The sequence below is a fragment of the Pseudorhodoplanes sp. genome (assembly GCF_035565855.1).
GTDB lineage: Bacteria > Pseudomonadota > Alphaproteobacteria > Rhizobiales > Xanthobacteraceae > Pseudorhodoplanes.
This window is the reverse complement of record NZ_DATMRX010000347.1, coordinates 19,700-38,149: the sequence shown is the minus strand read 5'-3', so window position 1 is coordinate 38,149 and position 18,450 is coordinate 19,700. Positions and strand designations below refer to the sequence as shown.

General features: G+C 63.4%; 20 protein-coding genes. 14 read left to right on the top strand and 6 right to left on the bottom strand.

Annotated features, from left to right (window positions below):
- Positions 1 to 34: 34 nt before the first annotated feature.
- The 3 genes from VN004_RS19915 to VN004_RS19905 all read right to left on the bottom strand — a co-directional run bounded on the left by VN004_RS19915 (position 35) and on the right by VN004_RS19905 (position 2,173).
- Complete coding sequence (locus VN004_RS19915) at positions 35 to 244, bottom strand: hypothetical protein (protein WP_325613872.1); 210 nt, start codon at positions 242 to 244, stop codon at positions 35 to 37.
- A 193-nt stretch (positions 245 to 437) separates the two neighbouring features.
- The gene (locus VN004_RS19910) at positions 438 to 788 is read right to left on the bottom strand and encodes a YkvA family protein (RefSeq protein WP_325613868.1); all 351 of its coding nucleotides are present in this window, start codon (positions 786 to 788) and stop codon (positions 438 to 440) included.
- 77 nt (positions 789 to 865) lie between these two features.
- Positions 866 to 2,173: an MFS transporter gene (locus tag VN004_RS19905; RefSeq protein ID WP_325613866.1), complete on the bottom strand. Its 1,308-nt coding sequence runs from the start codon at positions 2,171 to 2,173 to the stop codon at positions 866 to 868.
- 119 nt (positions 2,174 to 2,292) lie between these two features.
- On the opposite strand from VN004_RS19905, the gene VN004_RS19900 reads away from it, so the two are divergent.
- The gene (locus VN004_RS19900; protein WP_325613864.1) at positions 2,293 to 2,880 is read left to right on the top strand and encodes a TetR/AcrR family transcriptional regulator; all 588 of its coding nucleotides are present in this window, start codon (positions 2,293 to 2,295) and stop codon (positions 2,878 to 2,880) included.
- Here the strand turns inward: VN004_RS19900 and VN004_RS19895 are convergent.
- On the bottom strand, positions 2,877 to 3,770 hold the full coding sequence (locus tag VN004_RS19895) for a LysR family transcriptional regulator (protein WP_325613862.1): 894 nt from the start codon (positions 3,768 to 3,770) through the stop codon (positions 2,877 to 2,879). The genes VN004_RS19900 and VN004_RS19895 overlap by 4 nt on opposite strands.
- A 115-nt stretch (positions 3,771 to 3,885) precedes the next feature.
- Here VN004_RS19895 and styA point away from each other — a divergent pair, with 115 nt between their 5' ends.
- From styA to VN004_RS19880, 3 genes are all read left to right on the top strand, one after another.
- Positions 3,886 to 5,133 (top strand): styrene monooxygenase subunit StyA, encoded by a 1,248-nt coding sequence (gene styA, locus VN004_RS19890; RefSeq protein WP_325613860.1) that lies wholly within the window; start codon positions 3,886 to 3,888, stop codon positions 5,131 to 5,133.
- Between the two features lie 154 nt (positions 5,134 to 5,287).
- Positions 5,288 to 5,590, top strand: a complete 303-nt coding sequence (locus tag VN004_RS19885) for an EthD family reductase (RefSeq protein WP_325613858.1) — start codon at positions 5,288 to 5,290, stop codon at positions 5,588 to 5,590.
- A gap of 19 nt (positions 5,591 to 5,609) precedes the next feature.
- The gene (locus tag VN004_RS19880) at positions 5,610 to 7,022 is read left to right on the top strand and encodes an aldehyde dehydrogenase family protein (RefSeq protein ID WP_325613856.1); all 1,413 of its coding nucleotides are present in this window, start codon (positions 5,610 to 5,612) and stop codon (positions 7,020 to 7,022) included.
- Between the two features lie 167 nt (positions 7,023 to 7,189).
- Here the strand turns inward: VN004_RS19880 and VN004_RS19875 are convergent, their stop codons facing one another.
- Entirely contained in the window at positions 7,190 to 7,480 is a 291-nt protein-coding gene (locus tag VN004_RS19875) for a 4a-hydroxytetrahydrobiopterin dehydratase (protein WP_325613854.1), read from the bottom strand.
- Between the two features lie 176 nt (positions 7,481 to 7,656).
- Between VN004_RS19875 and VN004_RS19870 the strand changes: the two genes are divergently transcribed.
- The 3 genes from VN004_RS19870 to VN004_RS19860 all read left to right on the top strand — a co-directional run bounded on the left by VN004_RS19870 (position 7,657) and on the right by VN004_RS19860 (position 11,527).
- Positions 7,657 to 8,802 (top strand): site-2 protease family protein, encoded by a 1,146-nt coding sequence (locus VN004_RS19870; protein ID WP_325613853.1) that lies wholly within the window; start codon positions 7,657 to 7,659, stop codon positions 8,800 to 8,802.
- Between the two features lie 196 nt (positions 8,803 to 8,998).
- Positions 8,999 to 10,825: a translational GTPase TypA gene (gene typA / locus VN004_RS19865; protein ID WP_325613849.1), complete on the top strand. Its 1,827-nt coding sequence runs from the start codon at positions 8,999 to 9,001 to the stop codon at positions 10,823 to 10,825.
- Between the two features lie 192 nt (positions 10,826 to 11,017).
- Entirely contained in the window at positions 11,018 to 11,527 is a 510-nt protein-coding gene (locus VN004_RS19860) for a GNAT family N-acetyltransferase (RefSeq protein ID WP_325613847.1), read from the top strand.
- A 61-nt stretch (positions 11,528 to 11,588) separates the two neighbouring features.
- Here the strand turns inward: VN004_RS19860 and VN004_RS19855 are convergent, their stop codons facing one another.
- Entirely contained in the window at positions 11,589 to 12,587 is a 999-nt protein-coding gene (locus tag VN004_RS19855; protein WP_325613845.1) for an adenosine kinase, read from the bottom strand.
- Between the two features lie 153 nt (positions 12,588 to 12,740).
- On the opposite strand from VN004_RS19855, the gene murJ reads away from it, so the two are divergent.
- The 7 genes from murJ to VN004_RS19820 all read left to right on the top strand — a co-directional run bounded on the left by murJ (position 12,741) and on the right by VN004_RS19820 (position 18,388).
- Positions 12,741 to 14,294 (top strand): murein biosynthesis integral membrane protein MurJ, encoded by a 1,554-nt coding sequence (gene murJ / locus VN004_RS19850; protein WP_325613842.1) that lies wholly within the window; start codon positions 12,741 to 12,743, stop codon positions 14,292 to 14,294.
- Positions 14,295 to 14,393: 99 nt separating this feature from the next.
- Entirely contained in the window at positions 14,394 to 15,428 is a 1,035-nt protein-coding gene (trpS, locus tag VN004_RS19845; RefSeq protein WP_325613838.1) for a tryptophan--tRNA ligase, read from the top strand.
- Positions 15,429 to 15,498: 70 nt separating this feature from the next.
- Entirely contained in the window at positions 15,499 to 15,993 is a 495-nt protein-coding gene (locus tag VN004_RS19840; RefSeq protein WP_325613836.1) for a universal stress protein, read from the top strand.
- Positions 15,994 to 16,074: 81 nt separating this feature from the next.
- Positions 16,075 to 16,632 carry a NifU family protein gene (locus VN004_RS19835; protein ID WP_325613833.1) on the top strand — a complete coding sequence of 186 codons (558 nt, stop codon included), beginning with the start codon at positions 16,075 to 16,077 and terminating at the stop codon, positions 16,630 to 16,632.
- Between the two features lie 78 nt (positions 16,633 to 16,710).
- Complete coding sequence (gene tsaB, locus VN004_RS19830) at positions 16,711 to 17,391, top strand: tRNA (adenosine(37)-N6)-threonylcarbamoyltransferase complex dimerization subunit type 1 TsaB (protein ID WP_325613829.1); 681 nt, start codon at positions 16,711 to 16,713, stop codon at positions 17,389 to 17,391.
- On the top strand, positions 17,391 to 17,876 hold the full coding sequence (rimI, locus tag VN004_RS19825) for a ribosomal protein S18-alanine N-acetyltransferase (RefSeq protein ID WP_414710367.1): 486 nt from the start codon (positions 17,391 to 17,393) through the stop codon (positions 17,874 to 17,876). The genes tsaB and rimI overlap by 1 nt, the downstream gene beginning before the upstream one ends.
- 38 nt (positions 17,877 to 17,914) lie before the next feature.
- Entirely contained in the window at positions 17,915 to 18,388 is a 474-nt protein-coding gene (locus tag VN004_RS19820; protein ID WP_325613823.1) for a Fur family transcriptional regulator, read from the top strand.
- The last annotated feature ends 62 nt before the right edge of the window (positions 18,389 to 18,450 follow it).

Below are 18,450 nucleotides of genomic sequence, written 5' to 3'. Positions count from 1 at the left end.
GCGCCGGGTCACACAGGTGAGCCCGAAGAGCGATTTAGTAGCCGTAACCGCCGTAGTACGAGCGGTAGCCGTAGTAAGGCTTGTAACCGCAGTCGTAGCACTTGTACGAGTAACCGTAGTACGGCTTGTAGTAGGACTTGTAGCCATAGCCGCCATAATAGTGGGCGGAAGCGGCGGTCGGCGCGAGAGCGGCAGTGACGAGGGCGGCACCAGCGGCGAGGCCGAGGATGGTCTTGCGGAACATGGGTTTCTCTCCTGTGTGACCGGATGCGGTTATCGCGTCCTGCACATCAGTCGCGCCCCGCCCCGATCCGGTTCAAAGCCTCAGCGGACGAGATCGTCGTTCACGGCACCGTGTGAATTTCTCGTCACGAAAGAGCAGCTCTCGCCTGGCAAAAGACTAGAAGCCGAGGCGATCCGCAGAGAGCCCCCAAGCGCTAATCCGCCAGCGCCCGGCGCGCGGCTTCCCTGTGCTCAGGGCGGATGGCGTCCGACACGGCCTTGAGCGCAGCGGCGAGGATCGCGGCGTCATCGGCAAAGCCGAACAGCGGCAGCAGGTCCGGCACCACATCGATCGGCATCACGAAATAGGCGAGCGCGCCCAATAGGATAAAGCGCACCTGGCTCGGCGTGTTTTGGTCGAAGGCGCAGTAATAGGCGGCCAGCAGATCCTCGGCGAAGGGCAGCTTGCCGGCCAGCCTGGCCAGCTTCGGCCAAAATCCGGCCCGCACCGTCCGCTCGTCGGCGGCGGCTTTCAGGAACGCGTCAATCTCGCGGGTGCGGGACATGGCAAGCTCCCCAACATGGCGGCGCCCCCCATAAATGGCCCCTGGTGCGGGCCGTCGCAACCGCTTGCGGTCCGCCGTTATTCGGCCGGGACCGGATGCGGCGGCGCCACCGCGCCGGGGGCGTCCTTGCGGATGAGCAGCACCAAAGCCGCAGCGACGAGGCACAATGCGCCGGCGATGAAGAAGGCCGGCAAATAGCTCGCGAGCAGCGTCCGGCTCATCCCGCCGCCCAATGCCGCGGCGGCCGCGCCAAGCTGATGCCCCGCGAATACCCAGCCGAACACGATGTTGGCGCGCTCGCGCCCGAACCGTTCGACCGTCAGCCGCACGGTCGGCGGCACCGTCGCCAGCCAGTCGAGGCCGTAGAAGATCGCAAACAGCGACAGCGCGTAGAACGAGAACGACGTGAACGGCAGAAAGACCAGCGAAAGCCCGCGCAGACCGTAATACCAGAACAGCAGCCAGCGATTGTCGAGGCGATCCGAGAGCCAGCCCGAGCCGACGGTCCCAAGGAAATCGAACGCGCCCATTGCGGCGAGCACGGCGGCGGCGCCCACCGGAACGATTCCGAAATCGCCGCACATCGCGATGAAATGCGTCTGGATGAGTCCGACCGTGGACGCGCCGCAGATGAAAAAGGTTGCGAACAGGATCCAGAAGACCGGTACCTTCGCTGCATCGGCCAGAACAAGGATCGGGTCCTTCATTACCAGCCAAAGGCTGGGCTTCTCGACGACGGGCGGTGCCACCTTGCTGTCGCCATAGGGCGGCAATCCGACATCGGACGGGCGATCGACCAGAAACACCACCGCGACGACAGCCGTCACCACGAGCGCCAGCGCGACCACCACGAGCGTGATGCGCCAGCCGTGATGATCGGTGATGCTGGCCAGCGCCGGCAGGAACAAGAGCTGGCCCGATGCCGAACTCGCCGACAGGATGCCGACGGCGAGTCCGCGCTGCTGCGTGAACCACCGCGTCGCGACCGTTGCGCCGAGAACCATGGCGGTGATGCCGGTCGCCACGCCAAGCAGCAGGCCCCACAGCAGCACGAGCTGCCAGATCTGCGTCATCCCGAGCGAAAGCAAGAGGGCTGCCGCGATCACCACCAGCGCGCCGGAGGCCATGCGGCGCAAACCGAAATGATTGAGAAGAGCCGCCGCAAATGGCGCCAGCGCTCCGAACAGGACGAAGCGGATCGCGAGCGCGGACGAAATCTGCGCGGCATCCCAGCCGAATTCCTTTTGCAAAGGCACCATCAACACGCCCGGCGCCCCGAGCGCGCCAGCGGTCACCAGCATGGTGAGGAACGTCGCTCCGACCACCACCCAGCCGTAATGGATGTTCCAGCGTGCCATGACCGGCACGAAACGCGAGGCGAACATGGCAGGACCTCCGGCAAAGCCGGCTTCGCGCCGGTGCTGTTATATGATAAACATCATTTAAGTTGCCTATTCATGTTACATGTCATATAAAAAGTCAACCCGCGCCGGGAGGAAAGCGAATGAAGGTCAGCCGCGAGGAAGCCGAAGCCAATCACGAACGCATCATCGACGCCGCGAGCCGGCTGTTCCGCCAGAAGGGTTTCGACGGCATCAGCGTCGCCGAATTGATGACCGCCGCCGGGCTGACGCATGGCGGCTTCTACGGGCATTTCAAGTCGAAGGACGATCTCGTGTCTCTGGCGGTGCAGCACGCCCTCGCGCGCTCCGGTGCAGCCTGGACATCGATCACCGGCGATGCCGACAAGCCCTTCGCGGCTTTGATCGACCGCTATCTCGACGAGGCAAAGCTTGCGGAGCCCGGTCCGGCCTGCATGTTCGCGGCGCTGGCCCCGGAGGGCTCACGTCGCAGCGGCGATGTGAGACGGGCTTTCGCAGACGGCTTCCGTTCGCTCACCGGCATTCTCGCAGGACTTCTCCCGGCCGCTTTGCGCAGCCGCCGCCGCGCTGCGTCCATTGCAGTCTTTTCGGAAATGGTCGGAGCGCTGGTGCTGGCGCGCTCAGTCGACGATCCGGACCTTGCGCGCGAGATTCTCCGCATTGTGAAGGCGGACCTGAAGAGCCGGTTTCCGGACAAGGCTGCGGCCTAGCCGTTGAACAGCTCCGACCGTGCGGCGATGAAATCCAGAAAGCTGCGGGCCCGCGCCGACATCCAGTGCGTCTCCGGATAAACCACATGTAACGGCAGCGACGAGACCGTGTAATCCGGCAAGAGTGCCTTCATCTGCCCGCGCCGGATGCTCTCCGCTGCGCACCAGGCCGGCACGATAGCGATGCCGAGATGCTGCAACACCGCCTCCTTCATCGCATCGGCGTCGTCGACCATCACCGGACCGGATATCGTCACCACATGCCGGCCATCGTCGGACTCGAACGTCCATTGATTGGCCGGCGCCAGCCGTGCATAGGCGATGCATTGATGATCGTGCAGATCGTCAGGATTGCGGGGCGCGCCATGCTCTCGCAGATAAGCAGGCGTCGCCACGAGATAACGGCGCACCGTACCGATGCGCCGCGCCATCAGCGAGCTTGATTCGAGCTGGCCGATGCGCAGCGCAAGTTCGATCCCCTCCTCGACCAGATTGATCGTGCGCTCGTCGAAGCGCAGATCGAGTTTCACGTCGGGATAATGGCGCGCATAGTCGCGCACCAGGGGCATCAGGTAATGCCGACCGAAAGACGACGGCACGCTGATGCGCAAGGTGCCGGCCGGGCGCGCCGGCGCTTCGCGGATGCTGGCGCGCGCCGCCTCAAAGGTGTCGAGCACCTGACGCGCGAGATCATAGACCCGGTGTGCCTCACGGGTCGGTGTGAGCTTGCGCGTGGTGCGCATGAACAATTGCGATCCGAATTCCGCTTCGAGAAGCGCGATGCGCTTGCTCACCGCCGGCTGGCCAAGGCCCAATTCCTTTGCTGCCGCGGAGAAGCTGCCGCCCTCCATCGCCCTGACGAAAGCCTTCAGGCAGTCGATCCGATCCATCGCCGATAATTCCCATCCGGAATAAATCTTATTCTGTTCATTCCGTATACGGAAGGCCCGGCGCTGCCGTAAACTTGGCCACAACAATCAAAAATCTGAATATGGGAGGGTTATTGTGAAGCGCTCGATCGGAATTGTCGGCGCCGGCGTCGGCGGCCTTCATCTCGCGTTGTATCTGCAGAAGCACGGGGTCGATGCGACCATCATCACCGACCGGCCGGCGGAGGATTATCGCAATTCACGTCTGCTCAATACCGTCGCGCATCATTACGTGACCATTGCGCGCGAACACGAGCTCGGCATCCATCACTGGGACGATCCGAAGCTGTTCTATTACTACCACGACCACGTCTTCAACTTCCCGCAGCCGCTGCGTTTCCGCGGCGACTTCACCAAGCCAAGCCGCGCCGTCGATTACCGCATCTATCTGCCGACGCTGATGAACGATTTCGAACGCCGCGGCGGCAAGATCGAAATTCGCAAGATCGAGGAAGGCGACATCCCCGCCCTGGTGAACCGGTTCGACCTGCTCGTGGTCTCCACCGGCAAGGGCGCGCTCGGCGATCTGTTCTCGTATCGGCCCGAACACTCGCCGTTCACACAGCCGCAGCGCCGCCTCTGCGTCGGCCTCTACAAGGGCGTACGGCAGCCCAACCCGATGAACGTCACGCTTTCGGTTTCGCCGGGTCATGGCGAGATGATCGTGATCCCGACACTGACCTTCGACGGTATCGCCAACGCGCTGCTGATGGAGAACGTGCCGGGCGGCGATCTCGAGGAGCTCGCCACGCTGAATTACGAACAGGACCGCAAGCGCTTTCTGCAGGTGCTGCTCGGCAAGCTGGAGAAGCATCACCCCACCACCTACGACCGCATCGACACCGCAACCTTCGACCTCGCGCAGCCGCAGGATCTCCTGCAGGGGGGCGTGGTGCCGACGGTGCGCAACACCGTCGTGCAATTCGACGGCGGCAAATGCGCGATTGCGCTCGGCGATCTGCATTCGGTGGTCGACCCGATGATGGGCCAGGGCGCGAACATGGCCTCGTATGCGGCTTTCGTGCTGGGCGAGGAAATCGTCAACGCCGACGCGCTTGACTCGCGGTTCTGCGAGAAGGTCGACATGCGCCGGCAGGACCGCGTGCTCGCCGCTTCGCGCTGGACCAACCTGATGCTGCAGCCGCCATCCGAAGCGTTGGGTGCGTTGATCGGCACGATGAGCCAGAACAAGGCGCTGGCCGACGAGTTTACCGAGAATTTCAACTATCCGGAACGCCAGTGGGATCGCATTGCGTCACCGCAGCGCATTCACGCCTGGCTCAATCGTGTATCATCGGCGCCCGCCGCGACCGCGGCGGCGTAGGACGATATTGAGCGAACGCGATTAATTCCGCTACCCCGCGCAGGCGCGGCACCCCAGGATAAAGCATTCTGGATGCCCGTCTTCGCCGCGTCAGGGCATGATCGCGAGCGCATTCAATTCATCCGCGCTTCGGCACTGAAAGGAAAACACCCAGATGCACTGCCTCACTGTTCTCTATCCGCGTCCCGACGACGAGGCGCATTTCAAAAAATACTACAAGGAGGTTCATATCCCGCTGGCCAAGCAGCTGCCGGGGTTGAAGTCCTGCCATTACGCCTATCCCGCGGCGGTGGGTCCGGCCGAAAACGCACCGTTCTGCATCTTCCAGGCGTTCTTCGACTCGCCGCAGGCCATGGGCCAGGCGATGCAATCCGAGATGGGTCAGAAGGTGGCGGCGGACGTGCCGAATTACTCGCCCAAGGGCGCGACCATCGTCCACTTCGCGCCGGAACAATAACTCAAAAGGATAACGTCACGTGCAGGAAACGACCCGCTACAGTCTCACCATCGGCGGCAAATCCGTCCCGACGCAGGATCACTTCGAGGTCCGCAACCCCTCGACCGGCGCAGTTGTCGGCCTTGCCCCCAAGGCGACGCCCGCCGATCTTGATGCCGCCGTCGATGCCGCGCAGACCGCCTTTGCATCCTGGTCGAAGACCTCGCATGACGAGCGCAAGGCGCTTTGTCACGCGGTCGCGCAGAAGCTCAGCGATCATGCCGAAGAGATCGCACGCCTGATCACGCTCGAACAGGGCAAGCCGCTGAACGGGCTTGGCTCGCGGTTCGAAATGGGCGGCGCCGGCGCCTGGGCGCATTACACCGCCGATCTCGATATTCCGGTGAAGGTGATCCAGGACAACAACGAAGGCCGCATCGAGCTGCATCGCCGGCCGATCGGCGTGGTCGGTTCGATCACGCCGTGGAACTGGCCGGTGCTGATCGCGATCTGGCACATCATCCCGGCAATCCGCGCCGGCAATACGGTGGTCAACAAGCCGTCGCCCTACACGCCACTCTCCACCTTGCGCATGATCGAGCTGATGAACGAGGTGCTGCCGGCGGGCGTCGTCAACGGCATTGCCGGCGAGGACTCTATCGGCGCTGCGATGTCGGCCCATGACGGGATCGGCAAGATCGTGTTCACCGGCTCGGCGTCGACCGGCAGGAAGGTGATGTCGAGCGCGGCGAATACGCTCAAGCGTCTCACGCTCGAACTCGGCGGCAACGACGCGGGCGTCGTGCTGCCGGATGTCGATCCGCGTGGGATCGCGCCGGGGCTGTTCTGGGGCGGCTTCATCAATAACGGCCAGACCTGCGCGGCGCTGAAGCGGCTCTATGTGCATGACGACGTCTATGACGAAGTCTGCGCGGCGCTGGTCGATTTCGCCAAAACCATCCCGATGGGTGACGGCCTGAAGGATGACTCGCAGCTCGGCCCGGTGCAGAACCGGATGCAGTACGACAAGGTCGCGCGCCTCGTCGAAGCGGCGAAACAGGCCGGCGGCAAGGTGCTGATGGGCGGAGAGCCGCAGAAGGGCAGCCTGTTCTATCCGGTCACGCTGATCGGCGGGCTCGACAACGGCAATCCGCTGGTCGACGAGGAACAGTTTGGACCGGCCCTGCCGATCATCCGCTATTCCGACATCGACGAGGTGATCGTGCGCGCCAACGACAATCCGAACGGCCTCGGCGGCTCGGTCTGGTCGAAGAATATCGACAGGGCGCGCGAGATCGGCGCGCAGCTCCAGTGCGGTACGGTCTGGATCAACAAGCACGGCGCGATCCAGCCCAACGCACCCTTTGGCGGCGTGAAGGGCTCCGGCATCGGCGTGGAATTCGGCGAGGAAGGCCTGTTCGAAAACACCAACGTGCAGGTGATGTATAGCTGAGGCTGCTTTCCTCTCTCCGCTTGCGGGGAGAGGGAGCATCGAAGATGCGAGCCGGGTGAGGGGGCTTCGCGAAGTCTCAACCGTTGAAAGTCCCCCTCACCCGGCCTTATTTGCTTCGCTCGTTCGGTCGACCTCTCCCGCAAGCGGTGAGAGGTGAAGAAACAAAATTACCCCGCCAGCCTGTCCATCGCCTGTGCCAGCGCGATGTCTTTCTCGGTGACGCCGCCTGCATCGTGCGTCGCAAGCGTCACCTCGACGGTCTTGTAGACGTTAAACCATTCCGGATGGTGATCGCGCTTCTCCGCGATCAGCGCGATCCGGGTCATGAAGCCGAAGGCTTCATTGAAGTCCTTGAATACGAATTTGCGGAAGATCGCGTCGCGCTCCATCAGCTCGGTCCAGCCGGGGATCGTTGCGAGCGCCGCCTTGCGCGCCTCGCCGGTAAGCTTTTCGGCCATTGCATATCCTCCACTTCGTCCGCTCGTCCCTGCGCAGGCGGGGGCCCCAGCGCGCAAGGTCCGGATGTCCGCCCCTGCTTGGCCATGAGCGGAGAAACCAATGCCCTTCAACAAGCCTTGATTCGATATTAGCTTCTTTCAGGGGCCGATCGAAGCGGCTGGGTCGCGAGGCAAGCATGGGCTGGTCTGTCACCATCGGATCGATCGCCGGGACCGCGGTCCGAATCCACATCACCTTCCTCCTGTTCCTGGTCTGGATTTTCGGCGCGACCTACGCATCCGGCGGGTCGAGCGCCGCCTGGACAAGCGTCATCTTCATCCTTCTCGTCTTTCTCTGCGTGTTGCTGCACGAATTCGGCCACATCTTCACCGCCCGCATCTTCGGCGTGGTCACGCCTGACGTGGTGCTGCTGCCGATCGGCGGCGTGGCTCGGCTCGAGCGCATTCCGGAAAAACCGATGGAGGAATTCCTGATCGCGATCGCAGGTCCGCTGGTCAATATCGTGATCGCAGGGCTCCTCCTCACCATCGGCGGCGCCGATGTCAGTTCCAACGCCGCCTTCGCCGGACTCGACAACACCAAGATCCCGATGGTGGACAAGCTCGCGGCTGTGAACCTGTTCCTCGCCATCTTCAATTTGATCCCGGCCTTTCCGATGGATGGCGGCCGCGTGCTGCGCGCGGCCTTGAGCGCGCGGCTCGGCTTCGTGCGCGCAACCGAGATTGCCGCCTCGATCGGACAATTTGCGGCGTTTCTGCTCGGCTTTCTCGGGCTGTTCTACAATCCGATCCTGATCTTCATTGCGATCTTCGTTTATCTCGCAGCGTCCTCCGAGGCGCATATGGTTGCGTTGCGTGCGGTCTCGCGCGGCGTGCCGGTGGTCACCGCGACCATGACACAGCTCGCGACGCTGCGGCCGGATTCGCTGATCGAGGACGCGGTGCAGGTGCTGCTGCAAACCAGCCAGAGCGAATTTCCGGTGGTTGATGGCGCAAGCCGGCCTGCGGGCCTCCTCACGCGCTCCGATATCATTCGCGCTCTCAAGGAGTTCGGCCCGGAGGCCCGCGTCAGCGAAGCGATGACCACCGATGTGGTTTCCATCGATCGCCGCCGCCCGCTCGAGGAAGCGGTGAAGCTCTTGCAGGAGCGCTCGGTGCCTGCGGTGGCGGTGATCGAGCCGGATGGCCGCCTTGTCGGGCTGATTACCACCGAAACGCTCGGCGAATTGATGATGGTCAGCCAGGCGATGCCGAAGGGCTTCAGTCTGGGCGGCAACGCAGCCCCGCGCGGACCCTGGAGCCGCCCGGCCGGTACGGCGTAACGCGGAACTGATCGGTTCTGCCCGCCTTCAGGCGCGATTCGCTGGGTTGCCGTCCATCCTGCCCAATCTCGATACCGCCGGAATCGTCGGTTGCCTCGCGAGCGTTCCTGACTATATTGCGCCGCAATAAGCGGGCCCGGCGGAGCGCTCCGATAAGCGTCCTTTGGCCCGCGTTTTTGATTCTGGACACCATTGCATGAAACTCCGCAACGTCGCGATCATCGCGCATGTCGACCATGGCAAGACCACGCTGGTCGACCGCCTGCTGCAGCAATCCGGGACGTTCCGGGACAATCAGCGCGTCGCCGAACGCGCGATGGATTCCAACGACCTGGAAAAGGAACGCGGCATCACGATCCTCGCCAAGGCCACGTCCATCGTCTGGAACGACGTCCGCATCAACATCGTCGACACGCCGGGCCACGCCGATTTCGGCGGCGAGGTCGAACGCATTCTGAACATGGTCGATGGCGCGATCGTTCTTGTCGATGCCGCTGAAGGCCCCCTGCCGCAAACGAAGTTCGTTGTCGGCAAGGCGCTGAAGATGGGCCTCAAGCCGATCGTCGCCATCAACAAGGTCGATCGTCCGGACGCACGCGCGAACCAGGTCATCAACGAGGTTTTCGATCTGTTCGCGGCGCTGGACGCAACCGACGAGCAGCTCGACTTCCCCATCCTCTACGGCTCGGCGAAGGAAGGCTGGATGAATTTCGCCGAGGACGGCCCGAAAGATGAGGGCATGAAGCCGCTCTTCGACCTCGTCCTACGGCATGTCCCGGAGCCGAAGATCGAAGAGGGCCCGTTCCGGATGCTCGGAACGATCATGGAGTCGAACCCGTATCTCGGCCGCATCATCACCGGGCGCATCACCTCGGGTACCGTCAAGCCGAACCAGATGGCGAAGGTGCTGGATCGCGACGGGAAAGTGATCGAGGAAGGCCGCATCTCCAAGGTGCTTGCGTTCCGCGGTCTCGAACGGACACCGCTCGACGAGGCCGAGGCCGGCGACATCGTTTCGATCGCGGGCCTGCCCGAGGCGACCGTTGCCCACACCATCTGCGCTCCGGAGGTGGACACCCCCCTCCCCGCACAGCCGATCGATCCGCCGACGCTTGCGATGACGTTCCGCGTCAATGACTCGCCCCTCGCCGGCACCGAGGGCACGAAGGTCACAAGTCGCATGATCCGCGATCGCCTGCTGCGCGAAGCCGAAGGCAATGTCGCGTTGCGTGTTTCCGAATCCGACGAGAAGGACTCGATGGAGGTCGCCGGTCGCGGCGAATTGCAACTTGGCATCCTCATCGAGACGATGCGCCGCGAAGGCTTCGAGCTTTCGGTGTCGCGGCCGAAAGTGCTGCTGAAGCGCGACGAGAACGGCACGCTCACCGAGCCGATCGAGGAAGTGGTGATCGACGTCGACGAGGAGCATTCCGGCGTCGTCGTGCAGAAGATGGCCGAGCGCAAGGCCGATCTCCTGGAGATGAAGCCGTCCGGCGGCGGCCGCCTGCGGCTGGTATTCCATGCACCGACGCGCGGCCTGATCGGGTATCAGGGCGAGCTCCTCACCGATACGCGCGGCACCGCCGTGATGAACCGCCTGTTCCATTCCTACGCGCCCTACAAGGGCGAGGTCATGGGCCGCCGCAATGGCGTGCTGATCTCAAGCGAACAGGGCGAGGCGGTCGCCTACGCGATGTGGAAACTCGAGGATCGCGGCCCGATGATGATCGAGCCGGGCTGGAAGGTTTATCGCGGCATGATCGTCGGCGAGCATACGCGCGACAACGATCTTGAGATCAACGTGCTCAAGGGCAAGCAGCTCACCAACATCCGCACAACCTCGAAAGACGAGGCGGTGCGGCTGACGCCTCCGATACGCATGACGCTGGAAAAGGCGCTCGCATACATCCAGGACGACGAACTGGTTGAGGTCACGCCGAAATCGATCCGCCTGCGCAAGAAGCTGCTCGATCCGAACGATCGCAAGAAGGAAGAGCGCCGCAAGGAAGCCGAAACAGTGTGACACAGTCCGTGTCCTGTGATGGGACAGGCCGGACAACACATCTAAAAACTCCAATAAAATCAGACCTTCGTGAGCAGGGCTGGTTGGGGCCGTTCCAATTTTACGGGCCCGACCGGTGCAAAAAATCCACACCTTTACCGATCATTAATCTTGGGGCTTGAACGCCGACTCGCTGCTTGCTCATATGGCGGCATGAGTACGACCCTGATCGAGATTCGACGTGCCCGGCCGTCCGACGCTTCCGACGTCGCGGTCGCTCATGACGAGGCGTGGCGCGCAGCTTATCGGGGCGTCATTCCCGGCCCCGAACTCGAGAAGCTGATCAATCGCCGTGGCCCGGATTGGTGGCATTCGGCGATCCGCAAGGGCAGCCGCATCGCGCTGATGCAGTTCGGCGATACGATCGCCGGCTACGCCAATTACGGTCGCAACCGCGCTCGCAGCCTGTATTACGAGGGCGAGATTTACGAACTTTATCTCAAGCCTGAATTTCAGGGACTTGGCTTTGGCCGCAGGCTGTTCACGGCCGCGCGCCGCGATCTTGCGCAAAGCGGACTGAAGAGCCTTGTGATCTGGGCGCTGTCCGACAACGAGCCGGCGGTGGAATTCTATCGTGCGCTTGGCGGACGCGCCGTGGCTCGCTCGTCCGAGCGGTTCGGCACCCGCGTGCTGGATAAGGTTGCCTTCGCCTGGCAATCCTGAGCCTGCCGCGACGATTGTCTCTCATAAGGGGCGCCGGCGCGAGCCAGCGCCCCTTCGACGTTCAGAGCAGCCCATTCTCCTGGGCAAGCGCTTTCAGCGATACTGCCGGACGTGCCCCGATATGCTGGATCACCTCAGCCGCAGCGAGGGCCGCAAGCTTGCCGCAGGCGGCATGATCGCGCCCGTTCGCAAGACCGAACAGGAAGCCCGCCGCGAACAAATCTCCGGCGCCGGTGGTATCGACAAGCTTTTCGATCGGGGCCGCAGGCACCGCCAATGTGTTGTCCTTGCTCACGACCACGCAGCCCTTCTCGCTGCGGGTGACGACCGCGAGCGCCACGTCGTTCTTCAAGGCAGCAATGCCGGTATCGAAATCCGCGGTTTCGTAAAGGCTTTTCAGCTCGGCCTCATTGGCAAACACGAGATCGACGGTGCGGTCGCGCATCAGCTTCAGGAATTCATCGCGATAGCGGCCAACGCAGAAGGCGTCCGACAGGGTCAACGCCACCTTGCGACCGGCGTCGTGCGCCGCTTTCGCCGCCTTGCGAAACGCCTCCTTGGCTTGCGGCGGATCCCACAGATAACCTTCGAGATAGGTGATGGCGGCATCCCCGATCAGCTTCGGGTCGATATCGTCCGGCGAGAGGTTCTGGGCGGCGCCGAGATAGGTGTTCATGGTCCGCTCGCCGTCCGGCGTCACCATGATGTAGCAGCGCGCCGTGGACGGCCCGTCATTCGCACGCGGCGTATCGAAGCCAACCCCGAGCGCACGAATGTCATGCGCGAACACCGTCCCGAGCACGTCATCGCGCACCTTGCCGACGAAGGCGGCGCGCCCGCCGAAACTCGCGACGCCGGCAATCGTGTTGGCAGCAGAGCCGCCCGAACTCTCCGTCGCCGGGCCCATGGCGTCATAGATCGCGGCCGCGCGCGCCTCGTCGATCAGGGCCATGCCCCCCTTCTGCATGTTTTGCTTGATCAGAAAATCGTCCTCGGCGCGGGCAATGACATCGACGATTGCATTGCCAATTCCAAGAACGTCATAGCGGGGAGCTGTCATTCGTGAATCCTCTGGTCGAAGGGCGGCGCACTATAGCGATGCGGTCCGGCGGGGCAAATGGAAGCGCAGGCGTGACCGCACGCGAGTTCGGCCGCTAGAGTGGGCATCCGAAGGGGCTGCATCCCAAGCATCATGTGACAAGCAGCATGTGACATGTCGATTGCCCGGAACATTGCCGTTGTCGGCGCGGCGACGCTGGCCTCCCGCGTGCTCGGCTTCGTGCGCGATGTCGCGATCGCGGCGCTGTTCGGCGCGAGTGCGCGCGCCGATGCATTTGTGGTTGCGTTCCAGTTCTCGAACCTCGTCAGGCGCCTTCTGACCGAAGGCGCGCTGAACGCTTCGTTCGTGCCCATGTATCTGCGCCGGCGCGACGAAGGCGGCGAGGACCTTGCCGGGGCCTTTGCAGGCCGGGTGATCGGTACGGTGAGCGCGGTGCTGCTTGCAATATCGGTCCTGCTTGCGCTCGCGATGCCGCTCCTGATGCTGACGCTCGCGCCGGGCTTCGCAGACCGTCCGGGGCCGCTCTCGCTCTCGATCGAATTGTCGCGACTGATGCTGCCCTATTTGATCCTGGCGGGTCCTGTCGCCGTGCTGATGGGTGTGCTCAACGCCAATCACCGTTTCAACATGCCGGCACTGGCGGGGCTGATCTTCAACGTCGTTGTCCTCGCCGCGCTGTCGGCGATCCACTTCACGCATGCGGGAGACACTGACCTGTCCGCGCGCATTCTCGCTGCATCGATCGCCTGCGCCGGACTGTGTCAGCTTGGGCTCGTCGCCTGCGCCGTGTGGGCGGGTCCGGAAAAAGCAACGCCGCTCGGTTTCCTGCCAAGGCGGGAAGCATCGCAGTTTGCCGCACGCGCGATCCCCGGTCTGATCGCAACCGGCATTCCGCAGTTCACCATGATCGTCGCCGTGATGGTCGCATCCGATTGGCCGGGCGCGGTGGCATGGCTCTATTACGCGAACCGCCTTGTCGAATTGCCACTCGGCATCGTCGGGATCGCGATCGGGACGGTGATGACGCCGGCGCTCACGCATGCGATGCGCGGCGACGATCACGAGCTTGCACCGCGAACCATCCGGCACGGCATCGAGATGGCGCTCGGACTGGCAATGCCAGCCGCCATCGCGCTGGCCCTGCTGGCCTGGCCCATCGTCCGCATCCTGTTCGAGCGCGGCGCATTCACGATGGCCGACAGCAGCGCGACTGCGGCGATGCTTGGCGCATTCGCGGTCGGCCTGCCGGGCCACGTCCTGGTGAAGGCATTGTCGCCGATTTTCTTCGCACGCGAGGATACCCGCACGCCGATGATTGCTGCGGCCGTCGGGCTCGTCGCCGCGCTGATTGGAAGCCTCGGCTTCATGTTCCTCGGCCGGCCGACCGGCATCGCTCTTTCGGTCGGTTTGTCAGGCTGGATCAGCGCCGGCCTCCTCTGGCTGATCGCAACGAGACGCGGACACCTGCGGTTTGGAGCCGGCGAGTGGCGTCGCCTCCTGTTGATCGGGTTGTCGGCGCTGGCCATGGGGATTTTCGCACGGCTGATGGCCGAATTCTTCCAGCTGGCCGAGCTCGAAAGAGGCCTGACGCAGGCCGCCTTGCTCATGGCCGTGAGCGGCGCCGGAATGGCCTTTTATGCGTCCTGCCTGTGGCTGACCGGGGTGGTGCGGTCCCAGGAATGGCGCACATTGTTCCGGCTGCATTGAGGGTGTTGGCCGAGGGTCTTGGCTGGGGGTCTAGGCTGAGGGTCTTGCCCACGCCGCCATTGCGTGGCATTCACCCGCGCCTCACCCAAAGAGTCGATCATGGCCTTCAAGCAACTGGTTTTTTCCGGCGTGCAGCCGACCGGAAACCTGCATCTCGGCAATTATCTCGGCGCGATCGTCAAATTCGTCGAACTGCAGAAGCATTTCGAGTGCATTTACTGCGTGGTCGATCTGCATGCCATTACCACCTGGCAGGATCCGGAAGAATTGCCGCGGGCCATTCGCGAAGTCACCGCGGCCTTCATCGCCTGCGGCATCGATCCGAAGCAGCATATCGTCTTCAACCAGAGCCAGGTTGCCGAGCACGCGGAACTGGCCTGGGTGTTCAACTGCATCGCGCGGATGGGCTGGCTCAACCGCATGACGCAGTTCAAGGAGAAGGCCGGCAAGGATCGCGAGAACGTTTCGGTCGGGCTATTCGCCTATCCGACTTTGATGGCCGCCGACATTCTGGTGTACCGCGCGACCCATGTGCCGGTCGGCGAGGATCAGAAGCAGCATCTCGAATTGTCCCGCGACATCGCGCAAAAATTCAACAATGATTATGGCGCATCGATCGCCAGGCATGGTTTCGGCGATGCATTCTTCCCGTTGCCGGAGCCATTGATCCAGGGACCTGCGACGCGCGTGATGTCGCTGCGCGATGGTTCGAAGAAAATGTCGAAATCCGATCCATCCGACTATTCGCGGATCAACCTGACCGACGACGCCGACGCGATCGCGCAGAAAATCCGAAAGGCCAAGACCGATCCCGAGCCGCTGCCGAGCGAGGAGAAAGGACTTGAGCAGCGTGCCGAAGCCGACAACCTCGTCGGCATCTATGCCGCGCTGAAAGGAACCAGCAAGGCAGAGGTCTTGCGCGAATTCGGCGGCGCGCAATTCTCCAGCTTCAAGGCATCGCTGGTCGATCTCGCCGTCGCAAAACTCGGGCCGATCGGCGGCGAAATGAAACGGCTGGTCGCCGATCCGGCTTATATCGATGCGGTGCTGGCGGACGGATCGGACCGCGCACGGGTGCTTGCGGCAAAGACCATGGTCGCCGTCAAGGACATCGTTGGCCTCGTCAGGCGCTAATTCTGCGGCCTGAGCGTCTTGTGATGACGCCATTCGTCATGCCAGAATCGTCGACGTGGGAGGATCACCGATGAGCCGCCGACGCCGCTCCTACGAATCCGGCCACCAGCCCAAATACCTGGTCGTCGTCGACGATTCGCCCGAATGCGATCGCGCCATCTATTACGCCGCACGGCGTGTCTCGCGCATCGGTGCCGGGATGATCATGCTGCGGGTCATCGATATCGAGGACCGCAATCAGCAATGGCTTGGCGTCGCGGACATCATGCGCGCCGAGGCCTATGAGGAGGCAAACGAGGCGCTGGATCGGGCGGCCGGCAGAGCCAATGGCGTCGCCGGCATCACGCCCGAACGCGCGATCCGCGAGGGCAGCTGGATCGAGCAGCTTCTCAAGCTGATCGATGAGGATGAGGATATCGCGATCCTCGTGCTCGCGGCCGGAACTGCGAAGGAGGGGCCCGGCCCGCTGGTATCGTCAATTGCCCGGACGGCCGGCGAATTTCCTATACCGGTCGCCATCGTCCCCGGGCATTTGAGCGACGAGGAGATCGACGCCCTGTCATAGGCTGCCCGCCGTTGACCTTGGGGCATAAAAGGCCATCTATACGACAGCGGGCTCGAACACTGCCCGCGCTGGAGTTTTTCGATGTTTATCCAGACCGAAGCCACGCCCAATCCGGCCACCTTGAAGTTCCTGCCCGGCCGCAATGTGCTGGACGGTACCATGGAACTCACCAGCCGGGAGCAGGCGGCGAAATCGCCGCTGGCGGAGCGGCTGTTCGACATTCCCAATGTCAGCGGCGTTTTCTTCGGCTCTGACTTCATCACCGTGACCAAGAGCGCCGGCGAATGGCAGCAGCTCAAGCCGCTGATCCTCGGCGCGATCATGGAACACTACATGTCGGGCGCGCCGCTCCTGCGCGACGGCGAGAGCACCGGCACATCTGACGAGGGCGAATTTTTCGACGCCGCCGACGCCGAGACCGTCGCGACCATCAAGGAACTGATCGAGACCCGCGTCCGTCCGGCGGTCGCCAATGACGGCGGCGACATCACGTTCCGCGGCTTCAAGGACGGCATCGTGTTCCTGTCGATGAAGGGCGCCTGCTCCGGCTGCCCCTCATCCACCGCCACCCTCAAGCACGGCATCCAGAACCTGCTGCGGCATTTCGTGCCGGACGTGACGGAAGTTCGCCCGGTCTAGGCAGCTTTCGCCCCGTAAAGGCGCCTCTGCGCCAGTTTTCGGGCCCTTGCAGCCACGCTGGACGGCTATAATCGCCGCATGCTCGTCCTCGCCATCGACACCGCACTGGAGGCCTGCTCGGCGGCCGTCTTCGATTCCGAGCAGTCTGCCGTAGTCGCGGGCGATACCGAGATCATGACGCGCGGGCATGCGGAAGCGCTGATGCCCCTCGTCGATCGGGTCATGAGCGACGCGCGGGTCGACTTCTTCGCCCTCGACCGCATCGCGGTGACGGTCGGCCCCGGCAGCTTTACCGGCCTTCGGGTCGGCATCGCGGCCGCGCGCGGCATCGGGCTTGCGGCGCGGAAGCCGGTGGTCGGAATTACCACCCTCGCCGCCCTCGCCGCCCCCTATATCGCCGCCGATCCGAATACGCCCGTTGCCGCGGCCATCGACGGCCGTCACTGCCACGTGTATTTCCAGCTTTTCGGGGCGCAGGGCCGCGTACTGGTCCCGCCCCGCATCATTCCCGTCGAAGACGCCGTGCATTTGGCCGATGGCGCCTCGGCCCGCCTGGTGGGTTCCGGTGCCGGGATGATGACGCAGATCTGGCCCGATCCGATGAACCTGCCGCCGATCGACGAACGCGGCGCTCCGGACATCGTCTCGGTGGCCCGGCTCGGCGCCGACGCGGAGGTCCGTGACGCCCCGCCCAAGCCGCTCTACCTTCGTCCTCCGGATGCGCATCCGCAGACCGCAGCGATATTGCCGCGCCGATGATGAGATTGTTCTTCGATCTGTTCTCGCCGGCCCGGCCGCCGATCGTCTCGAACGCGTCGACCCGGGACGTCGGAGCCATCGCCGACCTGCATGCGGCATCGTTCCGCAGGGGATGGAGCGAGGACGAGATCGAGGGCATGTTGCTCGACCGCCAGGTCGCGGCGCATCGCGCGATGATCGGGCGCAATTTCGCCGGCTTCGTGATGTCCCGGATAGCCGCCGACGAAGCCGAGATTCTGTCGATCGCCGTCACCCCGAAGTACCGTGGCCGTGCCGTGGCGCGGGACCTGCTGCGCCACCATCTTGGGCGTCTGGCCGCCTATGGCGTGGATGCGGTCTTTCTCGAGGTCGACGAAGGAAATCTGTCCGCACAGCGGCTTTATCGCCGCGCAGGATTTGTCGAGGTCGGTCGACGCGAGGGCTATTACCTCAGTGAAACCGGCAAGCCGGCAGCCGCGCTGGTGCTGCGCCGCAATCTGGCGTGACGCATGGGCGATGGACGGCGTTTTGCTGTGAAACTAGAATGTCCCATCGATCGGAGACAAACGTGGTCGTCAAAGCAACCAACCTGAGGACGGTAACCAGCATCGAGGCGCGCTGCGCGGAAAAGGGCATGCGGATGACCGAGCAGCGCCGCACGATCGCGCGCGTGCTCAACGAGGCCGACGACCATCCGGATGTCGAGGAGCTGTACCGCCGCTGCGCGAAGATCGACGATCGTATTTCGATTTCGACCGTGTACCGGACGGTCAAGCTGTTCGAGGATTCGGGCATCATCGAGCGCCACGATTTCCGCGAGGGCCGGGCCCGATTCGAGCAGATTTCCGACGCTCACCACGACCACCTGATCAACCTTCGCACCGGCGAAGTGATCGAGTTCCAGTCCGAGGAGATCGAAAAGCTGCAAGCCGAGGTTGCGCGGCGGCTGGGCTACAAGCTCGTCGATCACCGGCTGGAGCTGTATGCCGTTCCGCTGAAGGACACCAAGACCGGGTGAACGGCCCCCTTGAAGGTTGAAAAATATGAGCTATTTGCCTGGCTGCGAAAAAAATGCGCCGC

What these genes read in the sequence shown, in the direction of transcription:
- VN004_RS19915 (WP_325613872.1), bottom strand. Translation starts at nt 244, where the DNA reads ATGTTCCGCAAGACCATCCTCGGCCTCGCCGCTGGTGCCGCCCTCGTC.
- VN004_RS19910 (WP_325613868.1), bottom strand. Translation starts at nt 788, where the DNA reads ATGTCCCGCACCCGCGAGATTGACGCGTTCCTGAAAGCCGCCGCCGAC.
- VN004_RS19905 (WP_325613866.1), bottom strand. Translation starts at nt 2,173, where the DNA reads ATGTTCGCCTCGCGTTTCGTGCCGGTCATGGCACGCTGGAACATCCAT.
- VN004_RS19900 (WP_325613864.1), top strand. Translation starts at nt 2,293, where the DNA reads ATGAAGGTCAGCCGCGAGGAAGCCGAAGCCAATCACGAACGCATCATC.
- VN004_RS19895 (WP_325613862.1), bottom strand. Translation starts at nt 3,770, where the DNA reads ATGGATCGGATCGACTGCCTGAAGGCTTTCGTCAGGGCGATGGAGGGC.
- VN004_RS19885 (WP_325613858.1), top strand. Translation starts at nt 5,288, where the DNA reads ATGCACTGCCTCACTGTTCTCTATCCGCGTCCCGACGACGAGGCGCAT.
- VN004_RS19875 (WP_325613854.1), bottom strand. Translation starts at nt 7,480, where the DNA reads ATGGCCGAAAAGCTTACCGGCGAGGCGCGCAAGGCGGCGCTCGCAACG.
- VN004_RS19870 (WP_325613853.1), top strand. Translation starts at nt 7,657, where the DNA reads ATGGGCTGGTCTGTCACCATCGGATCGATCGCCGGGACCGCGGTCCGA.
- typA (WP_325613849.1), top strand. Translation starts at nt 8,999, where the DNA reads ATGAAACTCCGCAACGTCGCGATCATCGCGCATGTCGACCATGGCAAG.
- VN004_RS19860 (WP_325613847.1), top strand. Translation starts at nt 11,018, where the DNA reads ATGAGTACGACCCTGATCGAGATTCGACGTGCCCGGCCGTCCGACGCT.
- VN004_RS19855 (WP_325613845.1), bottom strand. Translation starts at nt 12,587, where the DNA reads ATGACAGCTCCCCGCTATGACGTTCTTGGAATTGGCAATGCAATCGTC.
- murJ (WP_325613842.1), top strand. Translation starts at nt 12,741, where the DNA reads ATGTCGATTGCCCGGAACATTGCCGTTGTCGGCGCGGCGACGCTGGCC.
- trpS (WP_325613838.1), top strand. Translation starts at nt 14,394, where the DNA reads ATGGCCTTCAAGCAACTGGTTTTTTCCGGCGTGCAGCCGACCGGAAAC.
- VN004_RS19840 (WP_325613836.1), top strand. Translation starts at nt 15,499, where the DNA reads ATGAGCCGCCGACGCCGCTCCTACGAATCCGGCCACCAGCCCAAATAC.
- VN004_RS19835 (WP_325613833.1), top strand. Translation starts at nt 16,075, where the DNA reads ATGTTTATCCAGACCGAAGCCACGCCCAATCCGGCCACCTTGAAGTTC.
- tsaB (WP_325613829.1), top strand. Translation starts at nt 16,711, where the DNA reads ATGCTCGTCCTCGCCATCGACACCGCACTGGAGGCCTGCTCGGCGGCC.
- rimI (WP_414710367.1), top strand. Translation starts at nt 17,391, where the DNA reads ATGAGATTGTTCTTCGATCTGTTCTCGCCGGCCCGGCCGCCGATCGTC.
- VN004_RS19820 (WP_325613823.1), top strand. Translation starts at nt 17,915, where the DNA reads ATGTCCCATCGATCGGAGACAAACGTGGTCGTCAAAGCAACCAACCTG.